The organism is Cytobacillus sp. BC1816, from assembly GCF_051353635.1.
Classification (GTDB): domain Bacteria; phylum Bacillota; class Bacilli; order Bacillales; family Cytobacillaceae; genus Cytobacillus; species Cytobacillus oceanisediminis_C.
Genome location: NZ_CP195611.1, coordinates 5218202 through 5243983, shown reverse-complemented (window position 1 = coordinate 5243983; position 25782 = coordinate 5218202). Strand labels below are relative to the sequence as shown.

The window sequence follows — 25782 nt, the reverse complement described above, 5'->3', positions numbered from 1 at the left end:
TCACCTTAGGGGCTAGGCAGGTAAATAAGTTCTATTTATTAGCCAATTTTAAAAATATATTGAAATATCAAAATAATATAAACTATGATGAACTTGTACATTTTTACAGTCAAGAGAGGGGGAAATGAAATGGAAAAGAAATTAGAAAAGAAAGTGCTGATCGCAAGCCTGATCGGAAGTTCCATCGAATGGTTTGATTACTTTTTGTACGGGACGGTTGCTGCACTTGTATTTAATCAAATGTTTTTTCATAGTGATGACCCGGCTGTCGGTTTAATGCTGGCATATGCATCTTTCGCACTTGCTTTCTTCATCCGCCCGCTTGGCGGGGTTATTTTCAGCCACATTGGCGATAAAATCGGCAGAAAGAAGACCCTTGTCCTCACACTGTCCCTTATGGGCGGTGCAACAGTCCTCATGGGCTTTTTGCCTACCTACGACAATATTGGCGCGGCTGCACCGATCCTGCTGATAATTTTACGCTTAATACAAGGTATTGGCCTCGGAGGAGAATGGGGCGGAGCGCTTCTGCTTGCTGTTGAGTATGCCCCAAAGAATCGGCGCGGCTTTTTTGGTAGCATTCCGCAAATGGGTGTCACTATCGGAATGCTCCTTGGAACGCTTGCCTTATCCATCATGACTTTATTGCCTGAGGAAGCCTTTTTATCATGGGGATGGCGTGTGCCGTTCATTCTAAGTTCCCTGCTTGTCTTTTTTGGCTTATGGATCCGCAAAGGGATTGATGAAACACCATCCTTTAAAAAGGCCAAGGAGAAAGGTGAAATTGCCAAGATTCCGTTTGTGGAAACGATGCGCAGCCATTGGAAGGAAGTATTGATTGCGGTCGGCGCAAAAGTGGTGGAGACAGCGCCATTTTATATTTTCGGAACCTTTATTGTTTCCTATGCGACAACACAGCTCGGGTTCTCGCGCACCGTTACCCTGAGCGCCGTTACGATTGCAACGATTATTACTACAATACTAATCCCGATCATGGGAAGACTGTCTGACAAAATTGGCCGGAAAAAGCTATATGTAGGCGGAACGGTCCTTATGATGCTTTACGCCTTTCCATACTTCTGGCTGCTTCATCAGGGTTCGGCGGTTCTGCTGGTTGTGGCTACCATATTGGGGCTTGGCATCATTTGGGCTCCAATCACCGCTGTCCTTGGGACGATGTTTTCTGAAATATTTAAGTCGAATGTCCGCTATACCGGCATCACACTGGGCTATCAAATAGGGGCTGCTCTGGCAGGAGGAACCGCTCCTCTCGTTGCAACTGCCCTGCTGAATGCGTATGACAATTCCTATGTTCCTGTAGCGTTATATATCATGCTTGCAGCCGCCATCTCTTTAATTGCGATTGCATCCGTCCGTGACCGAAGCAATCAGGACCTTGATTCTGATCTGCCAGGAGATGATTCACTCCATACAGGCTTCGGACAAACCGGCCAAAAAGCTTAGAAAGGTAGATTTTATGCTTTTATTATCTGAAAAAGAAATCAAATCCATCTATACGATGGGATCAGCCATTAAAGATCTGGAAAATGCCCTGATACATCATCTGGAGGGGAAAATCCAGAATCCCCATAGAACCGTCCTGGACTTTCCGGAGAAACAGGCATCTGCCCTTTATATGCCGAGTGCCATGACGCCAATTGGCAAAACGGCTGTGAAGGTGGTCACCATTTTTCCGGAGAACCCCGCGCTCGGCAAAAAAACGACTCAAGGAGTCATTTTGCTGAGCGATACGGATAATGGAGAACACCTCGCATGCATGAATGCCTCTTACCTGACAAGGCTCCGGACCGGGGCCGTGAGCGGCATTGCCACTAAGCATCTGGCAAAAAAATCGTCAAGGTCTGTGGCCGTGATCGGGTGCGGGGCAATGGCTGAAGAGCAGCTGCAGGCCGTTTTGGAGGTCCGTGAAATAGAGGAAATTTTACTGTACAACCGGACGGCTGCAAAGGCACAAGAGTTTTCTGGGAAATTTCATGAATTCAACGGTCCGGTGACCATCTTGGAAAATGCAGATGAAGCTGTTTCCCGGGCGGATATTGTTATCTGCAGCACCCGCTCGGAAAAGCCTGTGTTCTCAGGCAAGGCCCTCCGGCCGGGTACGCATATTAACGGGGTAGGCTCCTATCTTCCGAATATGCAGGAAGTCGACGCAGAAACACTGCTGCGAAGCTCTAAAATCGTCGCAGATACCTTGGAAGGGGTCAACGATGAAGCGGGTGATTTTATTGTTCCTGCCAGAGAAGGCATCTGGAGCTTCTCGGACCTTCACGGCGAACTCGGACAATTATCAGCCGGAGTGATCGCAGGCAGAGAAAACGATGAAGAGATTACCCTTTTTAAATCAGTCGGCATTGCCTACTTTGACCTCGCTGTAGCTGCAGCCGTTTATGAAAAAGCAATTCTTGAAGGCGTCGGAACTAAGGTGGACCTGTAAAAAGGTGAATAGTGCCTGGAGCTTTGGAAAATCTATAGCTATACTTCTAAAATAAAGGAGAGATATGGATGCCAAAGCAGCCGAATAAAGTAACAGAAGAACAGCAGATCGTAGCCGCCCAAAACCAGGCGGACCAATTCAAAAAAGGAATGGACACTGAATTTGCTCTTGAAGAAAACGTCCAGGATGCGGCAGCCAAAAGCCAGCAGTATCAGGCACAAAACCAGCAGCCGACCTATGAACCGAATAAGCCATTTTAATGAAGCTGCATGATGGGTTTTGTGCCTGTCATGCAGTTTTTTTGTATGCATTGGGGTATTGGGCCAGGAAAAGCGGCTGCATAAGGCTGGTGCGAGGGGGATATCAGCCGGATTTTCATTTTATCGGTCACTAAGTCAAGGATATCGGTCGGATTTTCATTTTATCGGTCACTAAGTCAAGGATATCGGTCAGATTTTCATTTTATCGGTCACTTTGCGCCATACCAGCTTTCCTGCACCATTACCGTGAAAATAAGTCAAACTAGCTGACAAGGAGCAAAATTGAACCCTTTCCTCATCTCTTGTAAAATAAGTGGCAAACATGTTCGCAAAAAGGAGTCATTATGAAAAGTCATATCATCATCGGTGCAGGAATACTGGGGGCCTCTGCAGCCTACCATTTGGCTAAGGCAGGTGCATATGTCACCGTTATCGACCGCAAAGACCCGGGGCAGGCAACAGACGCAGCGGCAGGAATTATCTGCCCCTGGCTGTCACAGCGGCGAAATAAGGCTTGGTACGCGCTGGCCAAAGGGGGAGCGGCCTACTATCAAGCACTTATACGGGAGCTTGAAAAGGACGGAGAGACGAGGACCGGCTATCAAAAAGTAGGAGCCGTCAGCCTTCATACCGATCCTGGAAAGCTTGAAAAAATAGAAGAACGTGCGGTAAAAAGGCGTGGCGATGCACCTGAAATGGGAGAGATTACACCATTATCCCCAGATCAGACATTGGAGCTTTTTCCGCCACTATCGAAGGAATATGCCTCGGTTCATGTAAGCGGTGCGGCGCGCGTTAACGGCCGGGAACTAAGGGACGCCCTGCTGCGGGCGGCTGAAAAACATGGTGCTGTATTGGTTCATGGCTCTGCTGAACTTTTGTGCCAAGGAGATAGGGTCACGGCCGTAAAGGCCGGCGGAAACCAATATGAAGCAGTTAGTGTCATTGCAGCAGCTGGAGCGTGGGCTGGTGAGCTTTTAAAGCCGCTTGGTATTCAATTGGATGTGAAGCCGCAAAAAGCGCAGATTGTCCATCTTCAGCTTGAAGGGGAGGATACGGGCAAATGGCCGGTTGTTATACCGCCAAACAATCAATACATTCTGGCTTTTGAAGGCGGCCGCATCGTCGTTGGTGCCACCCATGAAGATGATAAGGGCTACGATTTAAGAGTGACAGCTGGCGGCCTGAATGAAATTTTTGAGAAAGCTTTAGCAATAGCCCCTGGATTGTCGGATGGAACGTTCACAGAAGCACGTGTGGGCTACCGTCCCTATACACCCGGTTTCTTGCCTATCATCGGCCGAATTCCGGGCATAGAGGGTCTATACATATCAAATGGACTTGGAGCCTCTGGACTGACTGCAGGGCCGTTTCTGGGTGCCCAGCTGGCCAAGCTTGCTCTCGGGCAAGAGGTGGATATTGACCTGAGTCTCTATGATCCGGCTGGCGCGATACAAAAATAATAAGAGTTAAAAAGGTGCCTGTTTGAAGCAGGCACCTATTTTTACTTCTGCTAAGTTAATAAATCCATTCATTTCGGGTATACACTAATCAAATGAATGATAAAAGGCGTTTCATTAGGAGGCTGAAACATGAAGTGGAAAGGCAGAAGAGCGAGTTCAAATGTTGAAGACCGGAGAGGCATGGGCGGAGGGGGGAAAACCCTGATCGGCGGCGGCCTCGGCGGAATTATTATTGTATTGTTATTTACCTTCCTCGGTGGTGATCCCGGCGAGCTTTTAGGCAATATGACCGGAACGGACTCTGGTACAGCTGTGCCATATGAAGAATCAGAACAGGAAAAAGAGCTTGCTGATTTTGTATCAGTTGTGCTGGCGGATACAGAAGAAGTCTGGACGGATATATTCGAAGAACAGGGATTGCAATATAAGGAGCCGACCCTTGTTTTATACTCAGGCAGCGTACAGTCTGCATGCGGGGCAGCGTCCTCGTCTGTCGGGCCTTTCTACTGTCCGGGTGACCAAAAATTGTATATTGATTTAAGCTTTTACGAAGAACTGCAAAGGAAGTTCCAGGCTCCTGGCGATTTTGCCATGGCCTATGTTATAGCCCATGAGGTGGGGCACCATGTGCAGACACTGCTTGGAACGACTGAGGAAATCATGCCGCTCCGCCAGAGAATGAGCGAAGAAAAGTTTAATCAGTATCTGGTCCGATTTGAGTTGCAGGCCGACTATTATTCAGGCGTTTGGGCCCACCATGCCCAGGGAATGGGATATTTAGAGGAAGGTGATCTGGAAGAAGCCCTGAATGCTGCAACGGCAGTAGGGGACGACACCCTTCAAAAACGGGCGCAGGGCTATGTGGTGCCTGAAAGCTTTACTCATGGAACGTCAGAACAAAGAAAGTCATGGTTCTACAAAGGATTCCAAAACGGGACCATCAAAGGCGGAGACACGTTTAAACAGAGTAAATGATCAATTCGAAAGGAGCGGTTCACATGGAAAGCCAAATTCAAACAATCCAGCTGGCGGATAATGGACAAATACCCAACAATCCGGACCTTTCTGTTATCATCTACAAGGCTGTTTTTAAGGAGCGGCCTGATGAAATAGAGGCGGCTTTTAACAGACATCAATGGACCGGCAGCTGGACGGGCGGGGTGTATGATTACCACCATTATCACAGCAATACTCATGAAGTACTGGGTGTCAAAGCAGGATATGCCACCGTCCTCATCGGCGGTGACCATGGCGAGCGCCTTGAGCTCCATCAGGGTGATGTCATTCTCCTCCCGGCAGGAACAGGACATAAGAATGCAGAAAGCAGTCCGGACTTCAAAGTAGTGGGTGCCTATCCCGGCGGAACAAGCCCGAATATGAAGAAAAAGGACCCATCAGACCGTGTACAAGCGCTGGCAGAAATAAAAAATGTCCCTGTTCCGCAGACTGATCCTGTCTATGGTGATAAAGGGCCGATGCTTACGGAGTGGAAAGAATGAAGACTGCTGTTACCGGCTGATATTAAAGAGATACCAGCCATGACCGCAGAAATACCGGCCAAACTGACAAATTTACCGGCCAAGGAGATACTAATCCATGAAGTAAGCTGCACAAAAAAAGCCAGAAGAGCATACACTCTTCTGGCTTTCGCTTTTCTATTAACGTACACCCTTCATATATCCTTGAATCTTAGGACTCAACATGAATAGGATAATGGATAGCACGATCGCTGCTGCACCAATTACACCGAAATAAGTCATTTCTGTTTCTGGTGAATAGAACTTAACAATCTGTGCATTGATTGCCTGAGCGGCCGCGTTAGATAGAAACCAAAGGCTCATCGTTTGCGCGGAGAAAGCAGCAGGCGCTAGTTTTGTAGTGGCTGAAAGTCCGACTGGAGATAAGCAAAGCTCACCAAGAACAACAATAAAGTAGCTAAGAACCAGCCATAATGGACTTACAAGAGAATCTGTTCCGCCAAGGTATGCCGGCAGCAGAATCACAAGGAAAGATAAACCGGCGAATAATAGACCCAGGGAGAACTTCTGCGGCACTGAAGGCTGGCGGTCGCCAAGCTTCACCCATAGCCAGGCAAATACTGGCGCAAAGAAAATGATGAACAATGGGTTAAGAGACTGGAACCATGCCGGTGAAATATCAAGTCCCATAAAGTCAAGCTGGGTACGCTTGTCCGCATAATTCGCAAGAATCGTTGAACCCTGCTCCTGTATAGCCCAGAACATAACAGATGCAATGAACAATGGAATATAAGCAATAATGCGTGAACGTTCCACTTCTGTTGTTTTCGGGCTGCGATACATCACAGTAAAGTAAATGATCGGAAGACCAATACCAAGAACACCAACAAGGGCAATAAACGAATCAAATGTTAAAAGACCAGTTGGGATGCCGACTGCCACTAAAATGGCAACAACAGCAGCACCAAGGCCAATTCTTGTATAAACCTTACTTTTTTCATTTGCTGATAATGGATTAGATACATAAGTTCCTGCTAATCCAAGGTTTTTCTTTTTCGTAAAAACAAACACTAGTAAGCCAAAGAACATACCAACGGCAGCGATAGCGAATCCCAGGTGGAAATTATAATCCATTCCAACTGTTCCGACAATTAAAGGCGCAAGGAATCCGCCAAGGTTGATACCCATATAGAAAATACTGAAACCGGCATCACGGCGGTTATCTTCAGGGCTGTAAATATCCCCAACCACACTTGATACATTTGGCTTCAATAATCCAGTACCTAATACAATCAGCACCATGGAAACAAAGAACATAGCCAGGCTGCCAGGAATAGAAAGGGCAATATGGCCGAGCATGATTAAAATTCCGCCATAGAATACAGCTCTGGAGGTTCCGAGCAATCTGTCGGCCATCCATCCGCCGATGATTCCTGACATATACACCAAAGATCCATAAATGGACATGATTGCTAAAGCTGTCGGCTCATCCAGGCCTAAACCGCCTTTTGAAACTTCATAATACATATAGAATACAAGGATCGCTCTCATTCCATAATAAGAAAAGCGCTCCCAAAATTCAGTGAAGAAAAGTGTGAACAAGCCTTTAGGATGTCCAAAGAAACCTTTTTGAGGCACACTTTCAACAATTTTCTGCCTATTAAAATCTGACATGTTTCATCCTCCTTTTAGCTATTCTATAATATCTTTCATAGTTCCTAATTGTCAAAAAAAATTTTATGTAACGATGGTTATTATTGACTTTTTAGGCTGAATAAATAGATTTTTCCCGACATTTAAACAAAAGAACATTTTTTCAGAATAATAAAATTATTGAAACTTATCTGAATAACAAAGGTGTTATTCCCATAAAAAAAGCCGCTCAAACCGGCGGCGGCTGCAAATATTCTTATGCGTTTGAAAGTACTGCTTCTTTAGGACTATGCTGATGAATTGATTCTTCCCTGCAGGATAGCCTGTTTTTTCCCATGTCCTTGGACTGCAGAAGGAGCTGGTCTGCGTAAACATAAGCTTTTTCGATAGAAAGGAGCTCGTTCACTTTATAATAAAAAAGTCCAAAGGATGCCGTGTAGGAAAGCGAAATGGGCTGCTCTTTAAAATCGGCATGAAATGTGCTGTTTTCAATGCCTTTGCGTATTTTCTGAGTTAAATTTACGCATTCTTCATATGACTTGAATCTCATGATTATTGTAAATTCCTCTCCGCCGCTTCTGAACAAGTAATCATCTTTGGAGAGATAGCTCTTCAATGAATCAGCAAAGTGCCTGATTGCCTGATCGCCCACGGCGTGGTTATAGCTGTCATTTATCCTTTTGAACTTGTCGATATCTGCCACTACAATCCCGATGTATTCCATCGAATGATTAAGTTCCGTCATTTTTTTATCCATATAGGCACGGTTAAAAACACCAGTAAGGAAATCGGTATAAGCCATCTGTTCAAATTTGTCGCGTTCGAGTTTATTCTGCAGCATCTGTGATTTCGACAGAAAGGAACGGCTGACAAGATAATTAAGTATAAACAGACTTATAAGCATCTCCCATTTTCCTTCATTAAGAAATAACAGCAAAAGACCATTAGTAAAGGCAATCTTCCCCATATCCAGTACACTTCTTGTTTTGATAAAATCAATCGCTTCCTGCGTTGATTTAATGTCTCCTGTCAATTTAAACACGGTAATCAGGAAAATGTCTGAAAGCATGGATGTTACGGTAATCAGCATCAGCATCACTATCCAAAAGCCGAATGCCGCATCCTGAAAGAGGGGATACAGCAGATTGAATAAATAGAACGCGATAGAGTTGCTCATCACAAAGGAGCCAATGTTATAAAACGTATGGAAAAATTCATCAGGATCATCTGTTTTTGTTTGTTTCTTATAAAAATAAACGCTAAAACGATAGATGACTTCAAATATTAATAAACCTAGAGGCCCTGTGAAAAGCCCAATGGAGAGACTGTAATTAATTCCATAATCAATGGACGTATTCCCGTTTCTGCTGATAATCCGCAAATGGTGATACAAGCAGGAAAACAGCAAGTATATGAAGAGTGCTTGTATATATGAAGAGCTCTCGACGATGATCCCGTCCGAGATCAATGCTGTGAAAAGTGAAACAATAAAAAGCGAAACCATAAATATTCTGGAGCCTTGCATCTTTCTGTACTCCTTTGCCTTGTTATACCTCTATTTTAAAGGAACTTTTTTCTAGAAAGTAGACAAATTTAATATATTTTCTAAATTTTTTAATATTATTTATTTCACTTCATTTTTGCTAGAGACAAACAGGATATTACTTTATCTCTTAACCTATCAAATTTCATGAAAAACACCAAATGAATTTGATTGTAAACAAAAATGAATACATGTATGCAAATTTGTTTACGAATGTATTCAAAAATGTAAACAAGTATACAAATAAGTGTACATGTTGGTATATAAGGATGTGTGCGATAATGTTTACATGTATACGGAAAGTGTATACAATGTAGGTATAAGTTTACAATTTGTTTACGTCTTTACGCTTTGATTACTTTTTATTTCCTTACATTGATTAATCTCTCAATCTGAATTACTCTTAAAACAACAGCTCTATATTATGGAGAATGAAAGGATTGAATGATTTGACGAATTCAAGAATTGCAGCAGTTGACGTAGGAAACGATTCTATTAAAGCAATCTTTGGAAAACTGGATTCAGAATTAAATATACCGAATGTGATTGCGAGAGATGTTGAGGACCGACCTGTTATCGGGATTGAAGAACTTGACAGCAAAAATCCGCTTGAAGGCATACATATCAGAGTCCACTCCCCTGCCCTGAAAGAAAACAATGCGATTTATCGTGTGGGACACCTGGCAACCAAAAGCGATAACGCTACTGAATTGGATCCAGGCAGCAGCAAATCCGAAGAAGACCAGACATTAGTCATGCTATTCTCTGCTTTGGCATTGGATGCTATGCAGAAAGACGGCTCCACAGGCTTTAAAAAGTCCGGGAATGTAATTGATGCCAACTACACACTGGGAACAGGACTTCCTCTCCGTGAAGTAAAGGAAGGCAAGGATGCGGGCTACCGTTCCAAATTGCTGGGCTCTGTCCATCAGGTTGAGTTCCTTGTGACTCCGAAATACCAGGGGCAAAAAGTAAATATCAAGTTTGATGAAGTGAAGGTCTATCCTGAAGGATTTGCTGCTTATATCAACCTTGTAATGGATAACAACTTAAACATCATTAATAAAGATTTAATTGATAAGCGTATTTTAATCCAGGATATTGGCGGATTATCAACGGATATTGCTGTCATTAAAAACCGCAATGTTGATGATGATAAAGCGCAGGGTTTCAACCTTGGGGTATCTGAAGCTCTAGAATCCATCCGTGAGGAGATTCGTTCGAAACATGGCGTTGAGCTCGACAGCCGCAGGGATGTCGTCGAAATCATCACGAAAAAGAATGATCGCAATCATATTATGGTAAAAGGAAGCCGGACAAGCGTACATGATATTACAGACCGAATTCTGCTAGATCTGGCTAAGAAGCAGTACCGCCTTCTCCGCAATGTTTGGCAGAAAAACTCCCAGACGGAAATCTGCTACTTTGTCGGCGGCGGATCTATTGTTCTAAAAGATTATCTGAAAACATTAAATAACAATCTGGATGGCTATAACATTGACTTCTTCGAGGATGAAAAAGAAAGCATCTGGATGATGGCCAATGCTTATTACAAGCTGATATCAGATTTTTCTAGAAGAACAACGAATAAAGATAAGGCAGACCAGGATAAAAAACCTGTTAAAGCCAACTAGGGTGATTTTTCATGAGTAAAGCTTCCTCTTCTGAAATTAAGAGAGGACAATCCGTATCCTTTCGGGTGCCATCTGACACACCTGATCATATTTTGAAGCATCTGCAAAAGCTCAAGGAAACCGAAAAAAGGAATTTTTCGAGTAAAATTGCAGAGTTTGTGATGCAGGGAGTCAGCAGCTCTCAATCAAAAGACCGGGAAACCATTACCATTCCCCTTCCCAAGGGGTTAAGCAAAATCCAGCGCGACTGGCTAAAGCATGAGCACTCAGAAGCATTGCTCGGCAGCATCCTTTACCAGCTGATTACGGATCCCGTGCGGGCAACATCTCTGCTGGCTTCTTTGAACAGCCGATCTTCTGATATTGATGAAGCTCTTTATCTGCAGGAGGAGCCGGGACATTCAGTGGGTCAGTATGATTCGGCAGCTGCAGCTTTAGAAGAAGACGATCTTTCTGAAGCTGATATGACCGATATTGAAGATGATTTGCTTGACTTTGATTGGGAAAAAGCCAAACAGGAAGAGCAAGAAAATGCAGAAGGTGAAACTGAAGAGGAAAGTGAAGAAGACCTGGATACTCTTCTTGGCGGCTTTCTTGCACATATGAATAAATGAGATTGGGGAGAGTTTCAGTGATGAAACTCTCCTTTTTTGTATTTAGAAAAGGGTTTTCTGGGTAATTTACATCTATAGCGTATCTTGGAACGAAAAGGAGGAATTTCAATTGAATTATGATTGCCTGATTGTTGGAGGAGGAATGGCGGGACTGCAGGCTGCCATTCAGCTGGGGAGATATAAACATAAGGTGCTGGTGCTTGATTCCAATGATGGGCGCTCCACGATATGCAAAAGCTATCATAATATCTTAGGCTATCCGGATGGCGTGAGCGGCCCTGAACTCCGGGAAATTGGAAAACAGCACGCAGAAAGCCTTGGAGTGGAGTTTATTTATGAAAAAGTGGAAAGGGCAGAAAAAAGAGATGGAGGATTTGAGGTTTCATCCCAAAAAGGCAATAAATATATGGGCAAACGAATTTTACTTGCAACTGGTATTATGGACCGGATACCGACCTTCCCCGAATTAATGCCTTGTCTCGGCATTTCTGTCTATGTCTGTCCTGACTGCGACGGATATGAGGTGAAAGATAAACGCACCATTGTGCTCGGCTCTGGAAATGCCGGCGCCAATATGGCATTAACATTGTCTTATTGGACAAATGATCTTGTTTTTATCAACCATGAAAAAAAGCCGGCAGATCAGAAATTATTGGGGAAATTAAAAGAAAAAAAGATTGAATACCTTGAAGAATCTATATGTAAGGTACTCGCAGAGGACGAAAAATTCAGCGGTGTACAGCTTGAAAACGGTAAAAAAATCACAGGTGATAGAGGTTTTATCGCCTTTGGAGGAAACGAAGTAAAATCCGACCTGGCGAAGCAGCTCGGAGCAGAGCGCCTTGAAAATAAGCATATCCTGACAGATCCCCGCTCAAAAATGACAAGTGTCAAAAATGTTTGGGCAGCAGGCGATGTGGCAGCCCATTCGGAACAAGTGACCATCGCAATGGGGGAGGGTTCTCAGGCTGCCATTTGGATTCATAAATCGCTGATGCAGGACAAAAATTAACCTGAATTGGTTTGAATATAAAATTTAATGGGTAAATATTTGGTTTATTTCTGTACTCTTTTCTCATATAATAGCCTATAAGCTATTAAATAGAGAAAGGTGTATGCATTGAAGAAAGAAAGCTTGGATCTAGTTGTTCGGGAGTTACTGGAGAGATCGGGGAGTCTGGCAGAGATTAAATTAGAGAGTCATTTTCCGGGAAATCGTATAGCTGGCGGAAAGTACAGCATGGGAACACATACCGTAACGCTTTATATGGAAGAGATTATGAGACAATGCCAGCAGCTCTTTTCTTCTGCTGATCGCTTTTTGGATTATTTCACTGTTGTGTTTGCTCATGAGCTTGGTCATGCTGAAGATACAGAGCTGGAGGAATTGGCCAATTATCTTGATTCCTGCATAACAGAGCAGGAACGATGCCTTACAGCATTAAAAATTGAAGAGAATGCATGGGGATTTGCAGAAAAACTGCTTCCGGATATGGATAAAGCCTTCATGCAGAAAATCATCTATCATTCGTTAAAACCATACCGGGATCAGCTTCAAGTGGAGCCAGCCTGACAATATAGGAGAAGCCGCAGTCCAAAATGCTGCGGCTTCTAAATGTAGTTAGTGGGATTTTGTCATGAAAAAGGGTATTGAAAAATCCAATTGTAAGCGTTACACTTACTGTAGTAGTATGCAAATGCTAAATAGCAGGCAGCTTTTTTTTATACCGCTTAATGCAAACGTTTGCGCACCACGATGATTGAAAAAGAAATTTATATAAATTGAGGGTGTTAATATGAAGAAGGTTTGGTGGAAAGAAGCCGTAGGATATCAAATTTATCCGCGCAGTTTCCAGGATTCAAACGGAGATGGAATTGGCGATCTTCAGGGAATCATTCAGCGGCTTGATTATATTAAAGGGCTGGGGATCGATGTCGTCTGGATTTGCCCAATGTACAAGTCCCCTAATGACGATAATGGCTATGATATTTCAGATTACCAGGATATCATGGAAGATTTCGGCTCCATGGAGGATTTCAATCAGCTGATGGATGAAGTCCATAAGCGCGATATGAAGCTGATTCTTGATCTTGTCTTGAACCATACAAGTGACGAACATCAATGGTTCATCGAATCCCGTTCATCCAAGGAGAACCCCAAGAGGGACTGGTACATTTGGAGAGACGGAAAGAATGGCAAGGAACCGAATAACTGGGAAAGCATTTTCGGCGGGCCGGCATGGGAATATGATGAGAAAACTGAACAGTATTTCCTGCACGTTTTTTCTACCAAGCAGCCTGATTTAAACTGGGAAAACAAAGAAGTCCGTGATGCTTTATATGATACGGTGAACTGGTGGCTGGATAAGGGAATCGACGGTTTCCGGATTGATGCCATCAGCCATATCAAAAAGCGTGCCGGCCTGCCTGATATGCCGAACCCGAAGAAACAAAAGTATGTTTCCTCTTTCGATATGCATATGAACCAGGAAGGCATTCACGAGTTTTTAAAGGAATTTAAAGATCGCACATATGCGAACTATGATGTGATGACAGTGGGCGAAGCAAACGGTGTTACCGTGGATGAAGCCAATCTTTGGGTCGGTGAGGAACAGGGTAAAATGGATATGATTTTTCAATTTGAACACCTTGGCCTTTGGGATGCAGAAACTAATCCTGAGGTTGATATTGTCGAACTGAAAAAAGTTCTTACCCGCTGGCAGAAAGGCCTGGAAGCGGATGGCTGGAACGCTTTATTTATCGAAAATCATGATAAGCCTCGTGTCGTTTCAACATGGGGAAATGATGAGGAATACTGGCACCAGAGCGCGACATCCATGGGTGCCATGTACTTCCTGATGCAGGGAACGCCATTTATTTATCAGGGACAGGAAATCGGCATGACCAATGTCCAATTCCCATCCATTGACGATTATGATGACGTAGCCGTGAAAAACCTGTACCGCCTAAAAAAAGAGGAAGGCATGTCCCATCAGGAAATCATGGATATTATCTGGGCCTCTTCCCGCGATAACAGCCGTACGCCTATGCAGTGGTCATCCAGGGACAACGCAGGATTCTCAACAGGACAGCCATGGATGAAGGTCAACCCGAACTATAAGGAAATCAATGTGGAAGTCCAATCGCAGGACCAGGAATCCATCCTTTCTTTCTATAAAAGAATGATTCGATTGAAAAAAGAAAATGAAGTCTTCACCTATGGCCAATACGATCTGCTTCTTGAAAAAGATAAGCAAATCTATGCCTATACCCGCACATCAGGTGATGACAAGGTAGTCGTCATTACGAATCTTTCAACAGAGGAAGCATCTTTTGAAGCCGAATTTAAGCTTTCTAATGATCAGCTTTTATTGAATAACTATCCGGTTAAAACGCATGAAGATACGGACTCAATTACGCTTAAGCCTTATGAAGCCCGTGTTTATCGATTGAAATAAGCTTTGTTGGCAGGATTCCTTTTAGGGGTCCTGTTTTTTAATATGTCTGATCCTTTTTGAAATCATCCTAAAATGCTAAAATGAGAAAAATAACCAATGGAGGCGCAGGCAATGGCAAAGAGTAAAACAAATGCGATGCGTATGCTGGATGCTCAGAAAGTGGATTACGAACTGATTACATATGACAACCAGGACGGCAAAATCGATGGGGTTTCGGTTGCAGCGAAGATTGAAAAAGACCCTGAAGCTGTCTATAAAACTTTAGTTGCTCAAGGCCACAGCAAGCAGGTCTATGTTTTTATCATTCCTGTGGCAGAAGAGCTTGATTTGAAAAAAGCCGCTAAAGCAGCCGGCGAAAAGAAAGTGGAAATGATTCCGGTCAAAGATATCCAGAAGCTGACCGGCTATATCCGCGGCGGCTGCTCCCCGGTCGGAATGAAAAAGCAGTATCCCTCTTTCGTTGATGCAAAGGCAGCGGAACTAGATCTGATAATTGTCAGCGGAGGCAAAATTGGCATGCAGATGGAGCTCAAAGCGGAAGAATTGCAGAAGGCAATCGGAGCTAAACTTGCGGATTTAATTAAATAATTTAAGTAGAGTGCTGAATCACCATGATTCGGCATTCTTTTTTAAGAAAAAAGTATAAAATTTTGAGCGTCGATATTTGTCTAGCTCCAGCGCCTACCCCCTCGAGGTCACAAGCCAATCCTCCCATAAAGGCAAAGAACGCCTTTCCGTGAGGCTCGTCTTGTGCTTGTCGGGGGTGGGCAAGGCGCCTCCACTTTTCTAAATAGGCTTTCACCCATTCTGCTCCCTTTGCATACTGTAAGGTGAAAATGCATTTCGAAAGGAAGTGTGAGAGTGGCTGGGAAAATATTAAAATACTTCGCCGGCGGGAATACGGCCCGGGGGTTCCACAATTTATTCGAGTCGAACCTGCAGGGGCTTGATCGCTTATTCATTTTAAAGGGCGGCCCAGGTACAGGCAAATCATCCCTGATGAAAGCAATCGGAGCGGAACTGTCCGAAAAGGGCTATGACCTTGAATACATTTATTGCTCTTCTGACAGTCAATCAATCGATGGCGTAATCATTCCTTCTTTAAAGGCAGGCATTGTCGACGGAACAGCGCCGCATGTGATTGAGCCGAAAGCACCCGGTGCGGTTGAGGAATATATTAATCTCGGAGAGGCTTGGGATTCAAGGGCGTTGGCTGCGAAAAGAGAAGAAATCACTTTACTGTCTGGTCAGATCAGCAATTCCTTTGCAGCGGCCTATGACACATTTGCCGAAGCACTGAGAATACATGATGAATGGGAAACGATCTATATAGAAAATATGAATTTCCAGAAGGCGGATGAATTGACGAAGAAGCTGATCTCCTCTTTCTATGGAAATACAAAATTGAATAAGACCCCATCTGTGAAACATCGTTATTTAGGGGCAGCAACTCCGATTGGAGCGGTGGATTTTGTGCCGAATCTGACGGAGGATATTCAAAAAAGGTACTTCATTAAAGGACGTCCGGGTTCCGGCAAGTCAACGATGCTTAAGAAGCTGGCAGCAGAAGCTGAAAGCCGCGGATTTGATATTGAAATCTATCATTGCGGGTTTGATCCGCACAGCTTGGATATGATCATCGTTCGCGAGCTGGGCCTCGCTATTTTTGACAGCACAGCACCGCATGAATATTTTCCGGATCGTGATGGGGATGAAATCGTCGACATGTATGAAATTACGATCAATTCAGGCACAGATGAAATTTACGCTGAACAGCTAAAGGATATCAGCACCCGTTATAAAAATAAAATGACCGAAGCCATATCCTATCTGGCACGGGCAAAAACCCAACGGGACACGCTGGAAAACATCTATGTAAGCTCCATGGACTTTACAGTGGTTGATCGGATCAAAGAGAAGGTCCGTTGTGAGCTGCTGCTGATTTCAGAGAAAGTTTCAATAAGGGAATAGAAGGGAGACCACACACAATGGATTATACAAATTATCCGTTTTATCCATATATGTATGACCAGAATGAACATGGACGCATTTTTCCTGGCGGAGGATCAGGAGGAGGATTCAGCATTCCAGGATTTCCAGGCGGAGGGTTTAATATTCCGGGATTCCCGCCAGGACCGCCTCCAGGAGGCGGCGGAGGATTTGGACCTCCAGGAGGCGGCGGCCCCGGAGGGCAGGATGGGCCGCCATCAGGGCCGCCGCCAGGCTTCACACCACAGATGCAGCAGGTAAGCACGTTTGCGGTTGATCCTGGTGCTATAAGAGGCTGCTTATTCCGCAATACGTTTGTATGGCTGCAAAATGGAAACAGCTTCTGGTTCTATCCGACCTTTGTCGGCAGAACGTCTGTAGCCGGCTGGCGCTGGAGAAACTGGCGCTGGACGTATTATGGAACAGACTTGAGAAGAATTCGTTCTTTCCAATGTTTTTAAATATAAATAAAAAGAGGTATCCCGAAGGATACCTCTTTTATCTGTGGGTCAGCGCTATTTACCCGGATTTAGCCAAATGCAGCTTTGCTTGTTAATCGGCCAGAACATATCAGCTTTCAGCATTGGCATGATAAAAAGCCTTTTAAAAAAGAATATGAGCAGCCAGCACAATCACCGGCAGGGTAATCAGTGTTCTTTGTATAAAGATAATGATCAGGTCCCATAAGGTTACAGGTATTTTAGAGCCAAGCAGAAGTCCGCCCACCTCTGACATATAAATCAGCTGGGTAACAGATACGGCAGCCACAACAAATCGTGTCATTTCGCTTTCGATGCTTGCCCCGATAACGGATGGCAGGAACATATCGGCAAATCCGACAACAAGTGTCTCTGAAGCGGCTTTTGCTTCCGGCACCTGCATCAATTCAAGCAATGGAATGAACGGCATTCCCAGATAGGTGAAAACAGGGGTATATTCAGCAATAATCAAAGCCAATGTTCCCAATGCCATGACAATTGGGGCTACACCCATCCACATATCCAGAATGTTTTTCGCGCCATCCTGAAAGAAGGATTTCAAGCTCATATTTGTGCTTGCTTTAGCAACACCCTGCTGCAGTCCCCAGCTTGCTGGTGTGTGTCCTTCAGGGATGCTTTCATCAAGTTCGGATTCCTGGCCGTTATAATACGTATCAGGCTTTCTGGACAGGGGCCAGATTCTAGGGCTGATAATGGCACAAATGAATCCCGCTGCTGTAATGGTCAGGTAAAAAGGCACAAACATATGCCCAAGATTCACCTGTGAAATAACGACAAGGCTGAAGGTAATGGATACGACGGAAAACGTTGTGCCAATTATGGCCGCTTCCCTTTTCGTATAATAGCCTTCTTCATACTGCTTGCTGGTTAGAAGAACACCAATGGTGCCGTCGCCAAGCCAGGATGCCACACAGTCAATTGATGACCTTCCAGGAAGCTTAAATACCGGACGCATAATCTTCGTTAAAAGCGCTCCAAAGAACTCAAGCAATCCGAAGTTCAATAGCAAAGGCAGGAACAGCCCTGCAAATAAAAAGACCGAAAACAGGATCGGCAGAAGGTCATTTAGGAGAAGTCCGCCTGTGTTTTCAGACCAGATCTGTTCAGGACCGATTTGAAAAAGGGTAATAACCGCAAAAACAGCGCCTATAAATCTCGCTGCTGCCCAGATGTAGGGAACGTCAAATAAGTTTTTGAAAAAAGGGCTTTTTTCGATAAAAGCAGGCTTAGCGAATTTGGCCAGCAATGTACCCAAAAGAGTGATGGCAATAATAAAGGTCATAATTTCAGGAAGATAGTCTGCCAGCAGGTCTTGAATCCAGCCTGAAAAAATGGCGATGGGGATCGTAATATCCCCCTGATATTTGATTGGAACCATAAATAAGCTGATTCCAATTAAAGAAGGTATGAGAAATTTTATTAGATCTGAAGAAGAATGCTTCTTTCTGGATGCATTAATCAATATCATTCACCTTTTTCTTATATTTATAAACCAAATGTTATTTTAATTCATAACCCCTGAAAAAGCCAACCCTTTCTCTTAAATTCCACTGTTTCCCTTCTTTTTAAACTTCTAAAACAAACATATTTTTAAGCTCCCATATTATGTTAAAATATGAAATAATCAAAAAAATCAAAAAGCGGGTGTTCGGATGTTCAGGTTTCGGTTATATTGGACCTTCACAAAGAAGGCCTTTCTTCGATCAGCTGTTTATCGATTTGATGTATGGTCGCGGCTTGGCTCAAATCTTATTTTTCTGCTGATGTGGGGTTCGATTTGGACTGCTTTATTTGCCGGGAGGGAAGAAGCTGGCGGTGTCAGCTTTGAGTCCATGCTGACATATATTGTAGTCAGCCAATTTTTATCTGGAGTAAATGGGGCGGGCACCCCGCTGTGGGAAATCCAGGAGAAGGTCCGGACAGGAGATATTTCCCTGGAATTAATGAGGCCGTTTGATGTGCCGCTCCGCTATCTTTTTGCCGATTTTGGCAGTGTGGCCTTTTACATACTGACAGCGCTGCTCCCTTTATATACAGTCATGTTCATTTTTATGGATTTGACATTGCCCTCTAGCTGGGAGACTTGGGCTTTGTTCATCGTATCCGCTTTTATTGGATTCCTGATTCGCTATTGCATTGAAATGTCTTTTGGGCTGCTTTCCTTTTTTCTCGTTGAAACAGGCGGGATTGTTGATGTCTTTTACTTTGCCATGTCCCTTCTTTCAGGATCAGTCATTCCGCTGTGGTTTTTTCCGGGCTGGCTGGAAAGGATGGCGCTTTACTTGCCGTTTCAGGGGATCTATTACATACCAAATGCGGTTTTCATAGGCAGAATCTCTGGAATTGAGATCCTGCTTTCCCTGAGTGTCCAATTATTTTGGGCTGCCGCCAGTTATCTGCTTTTAAGGTTTGTCTGGAAATGCGCATCCCAAAAAGTAGTGGTGCAGGGGGGATAGAGTGTGAGTGTTTTAAAATATTTGGATTTGTATTTCAAGCTCATCTCCGCAGGTGTTAGGGCCCAGCTGCAGTACCGGTTTGCCTTTGTCATGAGGATTGTCGGGCTGATCACATCTTATACAGGCACTGCTGTCACAATGTGGATCATGCTTTATCAGTTTCAGGAACTGGGCTCATGGACCTTTTACGAGATGCTGTTTCTATTTGCTGTCGCTGTTTTATCGTGGGGATTCTGCATCATTCTCTTTTTTCATTTCAGGGGTTTGGACACCTACATTTTAAATGGCACGTTTGACCGCTTCCTTGTCAGGCCGATCAATCCATTTTTTCATTTCATGGCGATGAAGTTTGACGTCGCTTCTTTTGGACAGTTCTTCTTCAGCATCGGCATTTTTATTTGGGTCAGCTTTGAGCTGCATCTGGATTGGACCTTCGGGAAAAGTTTGTTTCTGCTGTTATCCGTGGTTGGGGGAATCCTCATCCAGGGAGGTCTGCTAGTCATGATATCTGCCCTCGCTTTCTGGACGACAAAATCGGAGCAATTTTACTGGGTGGCCATGTATCCGGCCCGAAATCTAACCAATTATCCTCTGGTCATTTATCCGAAAGCAGTCCAATGGTTTACCGCTTTTGTCGTTCCATTCGGTTTTGTGAATTATTTTCCCGCGGCTGTGCTCCTGGAAAAGGAAACGCCCTTTTTTCCTGAGAATATGGGGTATTTTTCGCCGCTTGTCGGCATCATCTTTTTTGCCATAGCCTATTATATTTGGATGCTCGGTTTAAAGAGATATAAGAGTACAGGTTCATGACATAGTTTAGGAGGGCTGGAATTGCCGATTATAGAGGTTGAACATTTAATGAAGGACTTTATGATTGCCAAGAGGGAGACGGGCTTTCTTGGCGCTGTGAAGAGCCTGGTGAAAAGAGAACATATTAAAAAGGAAGCAGTAAAGGATATCAGCTTTTCGATCGGAGAAGGGGAAATGGTCGGCTATATCGGACCGAATGGCGCCGGAAAATCCACCACCATCAAAATGCTGACAGGCATTCTTGTCCCAAGCTCAGGAAGTGTGACGGTAAATGGCATCATTCCCTATGAAAACAGGCAGGAAAATGCCAAGAATATCGGAGTGGTATTCGGCCAGAGAACACAGCTTTGGTGGGATCTTCCTACCATCGAATCGTTTGAGCTGCTGAAGGAAATCTATCAGGTTTCGGGTAAACGGTATAAGGAAAACATGGACACCTTTACAGAGATATTGGGGCTGGATGAATTCCTGAATACACCGGTCCGCCAGCTGTCGCTTGGACAAAGGATGAGGGCTGATATTGCCGCATCCCTGCTGCATGACCCGCCGATCCTATTTCTGGATGAACCGACGATTGGCCTGGATGTCATCGCCAAGGAGAAGATGAGGACTTTTATTAAAGGGATTAATAATGAGCGCAAAATCACCGTCATTTTAACCACACATGATATGGAGGATATTGAAAAACTCTGTGAGCGGATGATTCTCATTGACCATGGGCAAAAGGTTTACGACGGGGAAATCGCAGTGGTAAAAGAGCGTTTTGGAAAAACGAGGACACTCATCGTTGACCTGGAGGAATCATCTCACAGCCTCCAGCTTAAGGGCGGTGAGGTGTTTAAAGAAGAAGCAAGCCGCTTCTGGATCCGATTTAACCGGGATGAAGTGTCCGCTTCGGAATTAATTTCCCAAATTACCGAAACACATAATATCAAAGATTTAACCGTGGAAGAGCCTGCAATTGAATCCATCATCAGCCGCATTTATCAGGAGGGCTATCAGGAACTGCCTGAAACGGTCAAAATATAAGTGCGGTTCCGGGAAAAATAGGCTCGGTTAATATATCAATATTTTCTGAAAAATTGATATACTATAGAGAGGTGATCAAATTGATTCTATATCTGCTGGGCTTTTGTGCAGTTTTGCTGGGAGCGGGAATGTTTGTGGACTGGTGGCATAAAAAGCATGGAATTGATGATTTTAACCCTGAGGAAAATGAGAAGCATGTATCTGAGTCAGAGAGAGCCTATATCGAGTCTTATATGCATAACATGAAAAATGATCATCATAATGGAATGTCATAAGAAAAGCGGAAGCGCCTTGCCCACGAAAGAACACAGGCTAAGATCGCCACGTCCTGTGGCAGCATCTGCATGACCTGCATCCTCCCGAAAGCTGCCGCTTTCGGTCGTGCGATGAAAATGCTGTCGAAGCGTTCCTTATGGAACTAAACAGTTATCTAAATTCAGGAAATACACATTATCTCATAATAGAAGAGCATGGCGGATGCCATGCTCTTTGCCTTAGAAAAATAAAAACCCTATAGAAATAATCGCACCGCTGACCAGCAGAGTCAGGACACAGAATCCCATGATGTCCTTTGCTTTGAGGCCGGCAATGGCCAGAGCCGGCAGCGCCCAGAAAGGCTGGATTAGGTTGGTCCAGGCATCACCCCATGCCACCGCCATGGCTGTCTTAGGGATGGAAGCCCCCATTGACTGAGCCGCTTCAAGCATAATCGGAGCCTGAACAGCCCATTGGCCTCCTCCTGAAGGAACAAAGAAGTTCACAAGCCCTGCGCTTAAGAACGCGAAGAAATGGAATGTGTAATCATTTGAAATGCTGACAAACGCTTCTGACATAACTGCCGCCAGCCCTGAGGCAGTCATCATGCCCATGATTCCCGCATAAAACGGGAACTGAATAATGATTCCGCTAGCCCCTTTCACTGCATTGAGGACAGCTTCGAGAAACCTTTTAGGTGTTCCATGGAAAAGGATGCCGAGGAACAGGAATAAGAAATTTACGATATCAAGGTTCAGGTTAAACCCCTTTGTAGCGAAATAATAAAATAAGAACACAAGACCGAAAATTCCGGCAAGCAAGGAAATCAGACGGCTGTTTTCCAGGCGTTCAGCAGGTGTCATCGCCCCATTTTCAAGTGAAGCTGCCTGGATGTCTTCTTGAAGAAGAGCAGGGTCGACCACAATGGTCTCCTCTTTCGACGGCATCATAAAGCGGTTTACAAAAGGCAAAACCAATAATAGTGCGACGACAATGAAAATATTGAATCCTGCAAAGATGGTCTGATCAGTGGAAATGACGCCAATCATGTCTTCGGAGAAGTGGCCCGGAGTAGCGATCGTCAGTGGAATCGAGCCGGAAATCCCCCCGTGCCAGACAACGAAGCCGGAGTAAGCGCTTGCAATCAACAGGCGATAATCCACATTTTTAACTTTCTTGGCAAGCTCTTTAGCAAATAAGGCGCCGATTACGAGGCCAAATCCCCAGTTAATTAAGCTTGCAATCATTGATACGAATGAAACAATAAGGATGGCCTGGCCGGGTGACTTGGCTAATGATGCCAGTGCACCTAACCCTTTTTTAAAGATCGTGCTGCTGGCCAGCACATGACCAGTGACTAAAACCAGCACCATCTGCATAGAAAAAGTCAGCAGGCCCCAAAAGCCATTTCCCCAATGCTGAACCATTTGGTAAGGTCCATTATCTGTGAAAATCAAACCTAATCCAAAAACAACGAAGGTTAGGATAATGACAAATAAAAATGGATCAGGCAAATACCGCTGCATGATGCGGTTAAAGAATGATACCAGTACTTTCATGATGCAACCCCCAATTTTAATTATTAACCTATTATATTTTCTGTAAAATTCATTCTATTCCTTCTTTTCTGACATAATTATTGTCTAAAATGCTTCTGCTACTTAAATTAGGAGAGTAAACATCGAAAGGAGATTGGAGATATGGACGTTAATATAGTGAAAGCTGAATGGAAAGACCGGGATATCGTAAGAAACATGTATGCTTTCTATCTGCACGATTTATCAAAATACACTGACGCAATGGTAGTAAATGAAGAAGGCACATTTGAATTTGACGCCTTTTCATTAATCTGGGACAAAGAAGGCATAGAACCTTACCTCATTAAAGCTGATGGCAAACTGGCAGGATTCCTGCTGCTTTTGCGTGCTCCCTTCTTAAAAAATGCAGATTACTGCATCAATGACTTTTTCCTGTATAACTCGTTTAGAGGGAAAAACGTGGGGCAAACTGCTATTGATCTATTGTTTACTGAATATAAGGGAACCTACTATATAGAGCAGTTAAAACGAAATGAACCTGCTGTCCGCTTTTGGAAAAAGGTGTATCGCTATTATCAGCTTGATGTTGACGAGATCTCGAGAATGGAAGATGGAGAAGAATGTGTAGGGCAGTTGGTGAAATTGGAATGATAAATTAACTGAACCCGGTGCTTTTCTGGAGTCCGAGTCTGAACCCGGAGCTATTCGGACAGAAAAAGGAGAAAATGAGGAGAGTGAGTCCGAACTCAGGGCTTCTTCGGACAGGAAAAGGAGAAAACGGAGAGAGCGAGTCCGAACCCGGCACTCGGATAGGAGAACATAACCCCCAAATTGATGCAAAAAGGAGTGTTCAGATGGATATTCGATTATTAATAAAGCTTTTTGAGGAAAATAGAGATATAGAAAAAGCAATCCCCATGCAAAGCTATCTTAAGGACCAATTTCTTTTCCTGGGAATTAAGGCACCTGAACGAAGAGCTCTTTTAAAAGAATTTTTTAATGAGACAGGCCTTCTGAAGCAGGATTTTAATCCGGATTTTGTGGAAGCCTTATGGGATCTGAAAGAGCGTGAATACCAGGCTGCCGCCCTCGACTACATCGGGAAATTCACAAGGAAACTGGACAAAAGTCATCTCTTATTAGTTGAAAAGCTGATCACAACGAAATCCTGGTGGGATACCGTCGACATGCTTGCCGCCCATGCAGTAGGCGCCATCGCGGCCAATAATCCAGAAGTGATACCCGAAAAAATAGAGGGCTGGGCAACCAGCGAAAACATGTGGCTCTGCAGGACCGCCATCCTATTTCAGCTAAAATACAAAATCCGCACAGATGAAGACTTACTATACCGCTATATTCTCCAAAACAATGACAGCAAAGAATTCTTCATCCAAAAAGCCATAGGCTGGGCGCTCAGGGAATATTCCAAAACAAATCCTGATTCAGTTAAAAGGTTTATTGAATCAAACACACTTGCCAGGCTGAGCATTAGGGAGGGGAGTAAGTATATTGATTAGATTCTTAGGTTTTGATCATATATATTAGGAGCACTGAGTAGATATCACCGGAGCACACTTGATCCCCGAAAAAGCGGGGCTCTCTCGTTCCTCCCCGAGGGTTAGCTGAGTGCCCGCAGCGGAATTCAACGGGCAGCATACATAACCCAAAAAAAGAAAGAGAGTTTTTTCCTGGGAAGTGCAATTATTTAAAATAACCCTAGGAACATGATAGAATGGCAAATAAGTTTTTCAGTAAAAATACTACAGCCAGAAGGTGAAATTATAATGATCAAATGCATTGCAAGTGATATGGACGGCACGCTTTTAACCGCCACACAGAAAGTCACGCCTGAAAATATCGAAGCCATTAAAACAGCACAGGAAAAAGGAGTCGAAGTAGTCATCGCGACTGGGCGCTCCTACTTCGAAGCAAGCTTCGTCCTCGATGAAGCTGGTATTTCCTGCCCAATTATTTGCGCCAATGGGGCAGAAGTAAGGGCTGCAGATGGAAAAGTCGTATCCTCCAATCCGCTCGAAAAGGACCTGGCTAAAAAGGCCGCCTATATCCTTGTGGAGAACAACGTTTATTTCGAGGTATACACAAACCAGGGTACATATACCATTGATGAAGACCGCGGCGTCTCCATCATTGTCGACATCTTTTTAAGCGGAAATCCTGAAGCGGATATTGATGAAGTGACAAAAGCTGCCGAAGAACGCTTTACAAAAGGGCTTGTGCGAAAAGTGAACAGCTATGACGAGCTTTTCAACAGTGACGAGCACCAAATATACAAGCTGCTGGCCTTCTCATTCGAACCGGATTTTCTCGTATCCGCCAAAGAAGACTTGCTTAAGCTTGAAGGCATGGCCGTAAGTTCATCTGGGGATGAGAACCTGGAGCTGACAAGTGTGAACGCCCAAAAGGGGATTGCGCTTGAAGCTTTTGTAAAGGAAAAAGGCATTTCACTTCTGGAAACAATGGCAATTGGCGATAATTATAATGATTTGTCTATGTTCAAACGTGCAGGAAGATCCGTTGCCATGGGAAATGCCGATGACATCATTAAAGCACAATGTGATGCGGTGACATCTGCAAATGAAGACAGCGGTGTAGCCAAGGCAATCCGGGAAGTCCTGAAGTAAAATTT

At 44.1% G+C, this 25782-nt stretch carries 25 protein-coding genes; 21 read left to right on the top strand and 4 right to left on the bottom strand.

The annotated features are described in order from the left end of the window. Nucleotides 1–129: 129 nt before the first annotated feature. The 6 genes from ACR42H_RS26340 to ACR42H_RS26315 all read left to right on the top strand — a co-directional run bounded on the left by ACR42H_RS26340 (nucleotide 130) and on the right by ACR42H_RS26315 (nucleotide 5677). Nucleotides 130–1464 (top strand): MFS transporter, encoded by a 1335-nt coding sequence (locus tag ACR42H_RS26340; protein ID WP_113882444.1) that lies wholly within the window; start codon nucleotides 130–132, stop codon nucleotides 1462–1464. 13 nt (nucleotides 1465–1477) lie between these two features. Beyond that, nucleotides 1478–2455, top strand: coding sequence for an ornithine cyclodeaminase family protein (locus tag ACR42H_RS26335; RefSeq protein WP_436374256.1), 978 nt, complete (start codon nucleotides 1478–1480; stop codon nucleotides 2453–2455). A gap of 68 nt (nucleotides 2456–2523) precedes the next feature. Continuing rightward, on the top strand, nucleotides 2524–2715 hold the full coding sequence (locus ACR42H_RS26330) for a hypothetical protein (protein ID WP_113882442.1): 192 nt from the start codon (nucleotides 2524–2526) through the stop codon (nucleotides 2713–2715). A 344-nt stretch (nucleotides 2716–3059) separates the two neighbouring features. Beyond that, nucleotides 3060–4178, top strand: a complete 1119-nt coding sequence (locus ACR42H_RS26325) for an NAD(P)/FAD-dependent oxidoreductase (RefSeq protein ID WP_436374254.1) — start codon at nucleotides 3060–3062, stop codon at nucleotides 4176–4178. A 129-nt stretch (nucleotides 4179–4307) separates the two neighbouring features. After that, on the top strand, nucleotides 4308–5153 hold the full coding sequence (gene ypfJ / locus ACR42H_RS26320) for a KPN_02809 family neutral zinc metallopeptidase (RefSeq protein WP_436374252.1): 846 nt from the start codon (nucleotides 4308–4310) through the stop codon (nucleotides 5151–5153). A gap of 23 nt (nucleotides 5154–5176) precedes the next feature. After that, on the top strand, nucleotides 5177–5677 hold the full coding sequence (locus tag ACR42H_RS26315; protein ID WP_436374250.1) for a cupin domain-containing protein: 501 nt from the start codon (nucleotides 5177–5179) through the stop codon (nucleotides 5675–5677). Between the two features lie 159 nt (nucleotides 5678–5836). Here ACR42H_RS26315 and ACR42H_RS26310 read toward each other — a convergent pair whose 3' ends face one another. Together ACR42H_RS26310 and ACR42H_RS26305 are read right to left on the bottom strand one after the other, a co-directional pair. Then, complete coding sequence (locus tag ACR42H_RS26310; protein ID WP_436374248.1) at nucleotides 5837–7330, bottom strand: peptide MFS transporter; 1494 nt, start codon at nucleotides 7328–7330, stop codon at nucleotides 5837–5839. Between the two features lie 235 nt (nucleotides 7331–7565). Further along, complete coding sequence (locus ACR42H_RS26305; protein ID WP_436374246.1) at nucleotides 7566–8834, bottom strand: GGDEF domain-containing protein; 1269 nt, start codon at nucleotides 8832–8834, stop codon at nucleotides 7566–7568. Nucleotides 8835–9301: 467 nt separating this feature from the next. Between ACR42H_RS26305 and ACR42H_RS26300 the strand changes: the two genes are divergently transcribed. The 8 genes from ACR42H_RS26300 (at nucleotide 9302) to ACR42H_RS26265 (ending at nucleotide 17008) form a co-directional block, all read left to right on the top strand. Beyond that, on the top strand, nucleotides 9302–10486 hold the full coding sequence (locus tag ACR42H_RS26300; protein WP_113882520.1) for a ParM/StbA family protein: 1185 nt from the start codon (nucleotides 9302–9304) through the stop codon (nucleotides 10484–10486). Nucleotides 10487–10497: 11 nt separating this feature from the next. Beyond that, complete coding sequence (locus ACR42H_RS26295; RefSeq protein ID WP_113882436.1) at nucleotides 10498–11100, top strand: hypothetical protein; 603 nt, start codon at nucleotides 10498–10500, stop codon at nucleotides 11098–11100. 109 nt (nucleotides 11101–11209) lie between these two features. After that, nucleotides 11210–12112: an NAD(P)/FAD-dependent oxidoreductase gene (locus tag ACR42H_RS26290; protein WP_436374244.1), complete on the top strand. Its 903-nt coding sequence runs from the start codon at nucleotides 11210–11212 to the stop codon at nucleotides 12110–12112. Between the two features lie 99 nt (nucleotides 12113–12211). Further along, nucleotides 12212–12673 (top strand): hypothetical protein, encoded by a 462-nt coding sequence (locus ACR42H_RS26285; RefSeq protein ID WP_436374242.1) that lies wholly within the window; start codon nucleotides 12212–12214, stop codon nucleotides 12671–12673. A 223-nt stretch (nucleotides 12674–12896) separates the two neighbouring features. Continuing rightward, on the top strand, nucleotides 12897–14558 hold the full coding sequence (locus ACR42H_RS26280) for a glycoside hydrolase family 13 protein (RefSeq protein WP_113882433.1): 1662 nt from the start codon (nucleotides 12897–12899) through the stop codon (nucleotides 14556–14558). 111 nt (nucleotides 14559–14669) lie between these two features. After that, nucleotides 14670–15146: a Cys-tRNA(Pro) deacylase gene (gene ybaK / locus ACR42H_RS26275; RefSeq protein WP_113882432.1), complete on the top strand. Its 477-nt coding sequence runs from the start codon at nucleotides 14670–14672 to the stop codon at nucleotides 15144–15146. A 273-nt stretch (nucleotides 15147–15419) separates the two neighbouring features. After that, nucleotides 15420–16529, top strand: coding sequence for a PRK06851 family protein (locus tag ACR42H_RS26270; RefSeq protein ID WP_113882430.1), 1110 nt, complete (start codon nucleotides 15420–15422; stop codon nucleotides 16527–16529). A gap of 17 nt (nucleotides 16530–16546) precedes the next feature. Further along, on the top strand, nucleotides 16547–17008 hold the full coding sequence (locus tag ACR42H_RS26265; RefSeq protein WP_113882429.1) for a hypothetical protein: 462 nt from the start codon (nucleotides 16547–16549) through the stop codon (nucleotides 17006–17008). Between the two features lie 142 nt (nucleotides 17009–17150). Here the strand turns inward: ACR42H_RS26265 and ACR42H_RS26260 are convergent, their stop codons facing one another. After that, nucleotides 17151–18515 carry a YjiH family protein gene (locus tag ACR42H_RS26260; protein ID WP_113882428.1) on the bottom strand — a complete coding sequence of 455 codons (1365 nt, stop codon included), beginning with the start codon at nucleotides 18513–18515 and terminating at the stop codon, nucleotides 17151–17153. Between the two features lie 184 nt (nucleotides 18516–18699). On the opposite strand from ACR42H_RS26260, the gene ACR42H_RS26255 reads away from it, so the two are divergent. The 4 genes from ACR42H_RS26255 (at nucleotide 18700) to ACR42H_RS26240 (ending at nucleotide 21617) form a co-directional block, all read left to right on the top strand. After that, the gene (locus tag ACR42H_RS26255) at nucleotides 18700–19503 is read left to right on the top strand and encodes an ABC transporter permease (protein ID WP_436374239.1); all 804 of its coding nucleotides are present in this window, start codon (nucleotides 18700–18702) and stop codon (nucleotides 19501–19503) included. 3 nt (nucleotides 19504–19506) lie between these two features. Continuing rightward, nucleotides 19507–20313, top strand: a complete 807-nt coding sequence (locus ACR42H_RS26250; RefSeq protein ID WP_436374237.1) for an ABC transporter permease — start codon at nucleotides 19507–19509, stop codon at nucleotides 20311–20313. Nucleotides 20314–20334: 21 nt separating this feature from the next. After that, complete coding sequence (locus tag ACR42H_RS26245; protein WP_436374235.1) at nucleotides 20335–21342, top strand: ABC transporter ATP-binding protein; 1008 nt, start codon at nucleotides 20335–20337, stop codon at nucleotides 21340–21342. An 80-nt stretch (nucleotides 21343–21422) separates the two neighbouring features. Then, complete coding sequence (locus tag ACR42H_RS26240; protein WP_436374233.1) at nucleotides 21423–21617, top strand: hypothetical protein; 195 nt, start codon at nucleotides 21423–21425, stop codon at nucleotides 21615–21617. Between the two features lie 219 nt (nucleotides 21618–21836). Here the strand turns inward: ACR42H_RS26240 and ACR42H_RS26235 are convergent, their stop codons facing one another. Further along, nucleotides 21837–23156, bottom strand: a complete 1320-nt coding sequence (locus tag ACR42H_RS26235; RefSeq protein WP_436374231.1) for a short-chain fatty acid transporter — start codon at nucleotides 23154–23156, stop codon at nucleotides 21837–21839. A gap of 141 nt (nucleotides 23157–23297) precedes the next feature. Here ACR42H_RS26235 and ACR42H_RS26230 point away from each other — a divergent pair, with 141 nt between their 5' ends. The 3 genes from ACR42H_RS26230 (at nucleotide 23298) to ACR42H_RS26220 (ending at nucleotide 25777) form a co-directional block, all read left to right on the top strand. After that, the gene (locus ACR42H_RS26230) at nucleotides 23298–23786 is read left to right on the top strand and encodes a GNAT family N-acetyltransferase (RefSeq protein ID WP_113882422.1); all 489 of its coding nucleotides are present in this window, start codon (nucleotides 23298–23300) and stop codon (nucleotides 23784–23786) included. 203 nt (nucleotides 23787–23989) lie between these two features. Beyond that, nucleotides 23990–24652, top strand: coding sequence for a DNA alkylation repair protein (locus ACR42H_RS26225; RefSeq protein WP_436374229.1), 663 nt, complete (start codon nucleotides 23990–23992; stop codon nucleotides 24650–24652). 267 nt (nucleotides 24653–24919) lie between these two features. Beyond that, nucleotides 24920–25777 carry an HAD family hydrolase gene (locus tag ACR42H_RS26220; RefSeq protein WP_113882421.1) on the top strand — a complete coding sequence of 286 codons (858 nt, stop codon included), beginning with the start codon at nucleotides 24920–24922 and terminating at the stop codon, nucleotides 25775–25777. Nucleotides 25778–25782 lie beyond the last annotated feature (5 nt).

What these genes read in the sequence shown, in the direction of transcription:
- ACR42H_RS26340 (WP_113882444.1), top strand. Translation starts at nt 130, where the DNA reads ATGGAAAAGAAATTAGAAAAGAAAGTGCTGATCGCAAGCCTGATCGGA.
- ACR42H_RS26335 (WP_436374256.1), top strand. Translation starts at nt 1,478, where the DNA reads ATGCTTTTATTATCTGAAAAAGAAATCAAATCCATCTATACGATGGGA.
- ACR42H_RS26330 (WP_113882442.1), top strand. Translation starts at nt 2,524, where the DNA reads ATGCCAAAGCAGCCGAATAAAGTAACAGAAGAACAGCAGATCGTAGCC.
- ACR42H_RS26325 (WP_436374254.1), top strand. Translation starts at nt 3,060, where the DNA reads ATGAAAAGTCATATCATCATCGGTGCAGGAATACTGGGGGCCTCTGCA.
- ypfJ (WP_436374252.1), top strand. Translation starts at nt 4,308, where the DNA reads ATGAAGTGGAAAGGCAGAAGAGCGAGTTCAAATGTTGAAGACCGGAGA.
- ACR42H_RS26315 (WP_436374250.1), top strand. Translation starts at nt 5,177, where the DNA reads ATGGAAAGCCAAATTCAAACAATCCAGCTGGCGGATAATGGACAAATA.
- ACR42H_RS26310 (WP_436374248.1), bottom strand. Translation starts at nt 7,330, where the DNA reads ATGTCAGATTTTAATAGGCAGAAAATTGTTGAAAGTGTGCCTCAAAAA.
- ACR42H_RS26305 (WP_436374246.1), bottom strand. Translation starts at nt 8,834, where the DNA reads ATGCAAGGCTCCAGAATATTTATGGTTTCGCTTTTTATTGTTTCACTT.
- ACR42H_RS26295 (WP_113882436.1), top strand. Translation starts at nt 10,498, where the DNA reads ATGAGTAAAGCTTCCTCTTCTGAAATTAAGAGAGGACAATCCGTATCC.
- ACR42H_RS26280 (WP_113882433.1), top strand. Translation starts at nt 12,897, where the DNA reads ATGAAGAAGGTTTGGTGGAAAGAAGCCGTAGGATATCAAATTTATCCG.
- ybaK (WP_113882432.1), top strand. Translation starts at nt 14,670, where the DNA reads ATGGCAAAGAGTAAAACAAATGCGATGCGTATGCTGGATGCTCAGAAA.
- ACR42H_RS26265 (WP_113882429.1), top strand. Translation starts at nt 16,547, where the DNA reads ATGGATTATACAAATTATCCGTTTTATCCATATATGTATGACCAGAAT.
- ACR42H_RS26260 (WP_113882428.1), bottom strand. Translation starts at nt 18,515, where the DNA reads ATGATATTGATTAATGCATCCAGAAAGAAGCATTCTTCTTCAGATCTA.
- ACR42H_RS26255 (WP_436374239.1), top strand. Translation starts at nt 18,700, where the DNA reads ATGTTCAGGTTTCGGTTATATTGGACCTTCACAAAGAAGGCCTTTCTT.
- ACR42H_RS26235 (WP_436374231.1), bottom strand. Translation starts at nt 23,156, where the DNA reads ATGAAAGTACTGGTATCATTCTTTAACCGCATCATGCAGCGGTATTTG.
- ACR42H_RS26230 (WP_113882422.1), top strand. Translation starts at nt 23,298, where the DNA reads ATGGACGTTAATATAGTGAAAGCTGAATGGAAAGACCGGGATATCGTA.
- ACR42H_RS26225 (WP_436374229.1), top strand. Translation starts at nt 23,990, where the DNA reads ATGGATATTCGATTATTAATAAAGCTTTTTGAGGAAAATAGAGATATA.
- ACR42H_RS26220 (WP_113882421.1), top strand. Translation starts at nt 24,920, where the DNA reads ATGATCAAATGCATTGCAAGTGATATGGACGGCACGCTTTTAACCGCC.